Here is a 4,189-nt window from a genome sequence, read left to right on the forward strand (position 1 = left end):
CGTAGGTCACGTTGTCCTCGACCCACACCTTCTGGATGATCTCCAGCGCCTCCTCGTAGATCTCCCGCGACTTGGCGGGGTCCACCCCGATCCGGTCCAGCTGGTACCGGCCGCCGCCCCGGGCCACGCCGATACCCACGCGGCCCGGGGCCAGGTGGTCCAGCATCGCCATCTCCGACGCGATCAGCAGCGGGTTGTAGCTCGGGAGCACCACCACGCCGGGCAGGATCCGCAGCCGCGTGGTGCGGGCCGCCGCGAGCGCGGCGAAGGCCAGGGCGCTGGGGTTCGCGACGTAGTTCTGGAACACGTTCTCGTTGATCGCGACGCCCTCAAAACCGAGCCGCTCGGCGGTGTCGACGATCGTCAGCATGTCCTGCAGCAACTCGCCCCACGGGCGGTCCATGTCCGAATAGAAGAAGGGTGTCGTCACCCAGAACTTCAGTGCCATAACTCACTCCATTATCGGGAATCGTGGGTGAAGAGGAAGGAACGGATGAGGCCGAATCCGATGCTCCGCAGACCAGCTGCGACAACATGGGGCGAGGCTGGGTTCTCGCCACCCCACCCGAGGTCGGAGTACGGCGTTGTGTGGCCACGTAAGGCCCACTCAGCGACGGACTGCTTGGACGTGCGCTCGTTCGGGAATGGCCTGACAGCAGGGTGCGCTTGGGCGTCGAGGTTGGTCTCGCGTGGGTGTGGTCATCTGGCCTGGGGCGGCTCCTTCAGGGAGTTGACCCAGAAGGGGTTGGTGAGCAGGAGCCGTCCGATCGCGACGAGGTCGCAGTCCCTGCCGGCAAGCGCGGCTTCGGCTGCTTCTGCGCTGCTGATGCCGCCGGCGACGATGGTCGGCATACCAGTGCGTTCGCGGACCTGTGCGGCCAGGTTGCGGAAGTCGACCGGGATCTCGAACGATGACGCGCCCTCGACTGCGCCGCCGGCCGCGGCGTCGATGGCATCGCAGCCGGCCCGGCTGAGCTCGTTGATGACCGGGATGGCGTCGTCAGCATGCCAGCCGCCGTCGGCGAGGTCGTCGATCGCCAGCCGGACGAACAGCGGCATTCCCGACCCGCAGGCTGCGCGTACCTGTTCCACGATTTCGAGCAGGAAGCGGCTGTTGGCCTCGGGGCCGCCGCCGTACGGGCCTGAGCGGTGGTTGGTAAGCGGCGAAAGGAACTCGTGAATGAGGTACCCGTGCGAGGCGTGGATCTCGATCACGTCAACGCCGACCTGACTCGCCCTGGCTGCGGCCTGCCCGAACGCAGCGACCAGGTCGCAGATCTCCTCGTCGGTCAGCGCGTGGGGCCGGTGGCTTGAGGCGTTGAAGGGCGCCCCGGTGGCACCTACGACCTGGTTGAGCGCGGCGCTGTCGGCGAAGGCCTTCCGCCCGGTGTGCCCGAGCTGCACACCGACCTTGGCCCCCTGCTCGTGGCAGAACTCCACGATGGGCGCCAGCGCCGCGGCCTGCTCATCGGTGTAGAGGCCAAGAGCGCCGCCGTGCCCGCGGCCCTCGGGCGAGACCGCCGAGTCCTCGATCATCACGAGCCCGACACCACCGACCGCACGCGAGCCGTAGTGCACCAGATGCCAACTACTCGCGCACCCGGTCTCGTCAGCGGAGCGCTGCGACATCGGCGCCATGACGACCCGATTCGGCAGCTCCACGCCCCGAACCTTGAGGGGGTCGAGCAACATGAGCGTCTCCTTAAACCGCAGGCGTCGGCCATCCGACCGATGAGAAGATGTGGTTGGAACCGTCGAACACCGCACTACACAGCGCAATCGTGTCGGTGACCATGATCCCGTCCAGATCAGCCGACTTGAATTTGATCTCGGCGTCGCCGAAGAAGATCCCGTGAGTCGCGCCGGCGTACACCGCCACGGCCCCGGCTTCTCGTACCGCGTTGCACGCTATTGGAGCCGATGTCACTGAGGATGACAGCCGCGTACTCGTCCAGCGCTGGCCTGGCGCGGGAAGCGACGTGAGATCTCGTGTGCGCGAGTGAAGGTGACATCGAAGCCGCTGGTGGCGCGTGCATTGAGGAAGTCCGGGGCGCCTTCCTCGTACTCGGTGTTGTGGAACTGGTCGAGCCCTTCAGGTGGATCGTGTGCTTGGTCCAGGACTCACCGACGAACAGCACCTTTGGCTGTCCCCCGCTCGGCGACTGTGCCACGCCTTCTCCTGCGTTCTTGCCTCGGACGTTGCGGAGCGATGCGCGATATGCCTGCACCGCACGCAGGGCAAACACAATCATTCCTACATCGCGACTGTGTCGAACTTCTGGTGCCCCATGCGATTCTCCTTCGCTCTGAGGTACCGCACGTTGTGTGGGTTTTCCGCGTAGGGGACTGTGACTTGTTCGACCACGGACAGCCCATGCTCGCGGAGAGCGACGCTCTTTGCCGGGTTGTTGCTGATGAGGCGAACGTTGTGGACACCGAGATCGGCCAGGATGCCCGCAGCGTGCCCGTAGTCGCGGGCATCGACCGGTAGGCCCTGGACGACGTTGGCATCGACGGTGTCGAGGCCGTCATCCTGGAGGCTGTATGCGGTGATCTTGTTGGCCAGTCCGATTCCGCGGCCTTCGTGTCCTCGCAGGTAGATGACGGCGCCACAGCCTTCGCGGGTGATCGCGGCGAGCGCGTGCTCGAGCTGGGCGCCGCAGTCGCAGCGCAGCGAGCCGATGATGTCTCCGGTGAGACATTCGCTGTGTACCCGGACCAGCACACCGTCTTCGGATACCCCCTGTGCAGCGACGTCGCCGAGCACGATCGCCAGGTGCTCGGCGCCGTCGCAGGTGCGGTAGGCCGCGGCCTGAAAGTCGCCGAACACCGTGGGCAGCGCCGCCGTTGCCACTCGTCGCACCTCGGCACGCTCCGCGTCGCGGACCTTGATCAGGTCCGCGATCGTCAGGAAGGGCAGCCCGTGCTCCGCGGCGAACCGCTTGAGCGTGTCTCCGCGCGCCATGTCACCGTCCTCGTCGAGGATCTCGCTGATCACCGCGACTGGCGGGAGGTCGGTTCGGTTCAGGAGGTCGACAGCGGCCTCCGTGTGCCCGGGACGGGTAAGCACTCCGCCCTCGCGGGCCTTCAGCGGGAAGATGTGGCCGGGCCGGGTGAACTCCGATGCACCAGCCGCCGGGTCGGCCAGGGCCTGCAGGGTCAGGGCTCGATCCTGTGCCGACACGCCCGTTGCGCAGCTGCCGTGGTCGACGGTGATCGTGAACGCGGTGCCGTGGGGGTCCGTGCTTTCCGGGACCATGTCCGCAAGCCCCAGCTCCCGGGCGCGGGCGGCAGGCATCGGAGCACACAGGATGCCGGTCGTGTGCCGCACCATGAAGGCCACCGCGTCCGCGGTTATCAGAGCGCCCGCCGCGATCAGATCGCCCTCGTTCTCGCGTTCATGGTCATCGGCGACTACGACCAGCCCACCTGACGCAAGCGCCTCGACGGCCGAACGCACTGCCTGAGCAGCACGCTCCAGCTCTCTGGTCTTACGGGCCACCTGAAGAACCCACCCTTCGCGATGAATCGACCTGCACACGGCGACCACCTCGGCCTCCGTCACAGGGGGCGAGCTTCCTGACGAACTCGCCGCCCTGTGTCGACCCGATCTTCCGGTCTACTTTGAACAAACGTCCAACATGGCGCCTGAGTTTGGCCTCCGCTCCTCGGCTTGTCAACGGCCAATTGATCGGTACGCGCGATCTCCAGTGGTGACGAAGCACCCGGCAGGCCGCTGGAGCTGCGCGTCTGGGCCCCCGAGGGTGCCGAGGGGTTGCCGGCCCGTTTGCTCGGCGGGCCCGCGCGCCATCCGGTAGCGGTGGCGGTAGGGGTCGGCCACCCAGCGAGTCTCCCGACGGGCCGTCCGGTCGGTGAGCCCCCGGGCCGCGCTCCAGAGGCGCATCGTTCAGCCGCTCGACCTCTGGTTACCGGGTGGAAACGTTCCTACCTCTTGTCAGTTCTCGCGGACCTGCTACTTTCAGCCCGTAGAGGCTGCGCACTGGGCGGCTGTACGCCATGAGCAGAAACGTTTATCACAAGAGGAGGGCATGTGCCCGACACCCTGAGCACACCCCCGCTGCGCGTCCTGGTCGCGGGTGAGTCGTGGATCAAGCACACGATCCACATGAAGGGTTTCGACCAGTTCCACTCCACCGAGTACGAGGAGGGGGCTGGTGTCTTCCTGGAC

The 4,189-nt window shown here is 66.7% G+C and carries 6 protein-coding genes; 1 reads left to right on the forward strand and 5 read right to left on the reverse strand.

Annotation, left to right across the window (positions count from 1 at the left end; translation table 11 throughout):
• The 5 genes from HF526_RS34200 to ribA form a co-directional block, all read right to left on the reverse strand.
• Positions 1 to 448: LLM class flavin-dependent oxidoreductase (locus HF526_RS34200; protein ID WP_169385796.1), on the reverse strand; the 448-nt coding region annotated here is incomplete at its 3' end.
• Positions 449 to 699: 251 nt separating this feature from the next.
• Positions 700 to 1,689 (reverse strand): oxidoreductase, encoded by a 990-nt coding sequence (locus tag HF526_RS34205; RefSeq protein WP_169385797.1) that lies wholly within the window; start codon positions 1,687 to 1,689, stop codon positions 700 to 702.
• 13 nt (positions 1,690 to 1,702) lie between these two features.
• Positions 1,703 to 1,879: a hypothetical protein gene (locus HF526_RS34210; protein WP_169385795.1), complete on the reverse strand. Its 177-nt coding sequence runs from the start codon at positions 1,877 to 1,879 to the stop codon at positions 1,703 to 1,705.
• Positions 1,809 to 2,252 carry a glutamine amidotransferase gene (locus HF526_RS37625; protein WP_420821684.1) on the reverse strand — a complete coding sequence of 148 codons (444 nt, stop codon included), beginning with the start codon at positions 2,250 to 2,252 and terminating at the stop codon, positions 1,809 to 1,811. The genes HF526_RS34210 and HF526_RS37625 overlap by 71 nt, the downstream gene beginning before the upstream one ends.
• Positions 2,253 to 2,254: 2 nt before the next feature.
• Complete coding sequence (gene ribA, locus HF526_RS34220) at positions 2,255 to 3,565, reverse strand: GTP cyclohydrolase II (RefSeq protein WP_338051943.1); 1,311 nt, start codon at positions 3,563 to 3,565, stop codon at positions 2,255 to 2,257.
• Positions 3,566 to 4,051: 486 nt separating this feature from the next.
• On the opposite strand from ribA, the gene HF526_RS36700 reads away from it, so the two are divergent.
• On the forward strand, positions 4,052 to 4,189 hold a 138-nt coding region (locus tag HF526_RS36700; RefSeq protein WP_338051944.1), incomplete at its 3' end, for a glutamine amidotransferase.

Origin of the sequence: Pseudonocardia acidicola (genome assembly GCF_012911935.1) — a bacterium.
GTDB lineage: Bacteria > Actinomycetota > Actinomycetes > Mycobacteriales > Pseudonocardiaceae > Pseudonocardia > Pseudonocardia acidicola.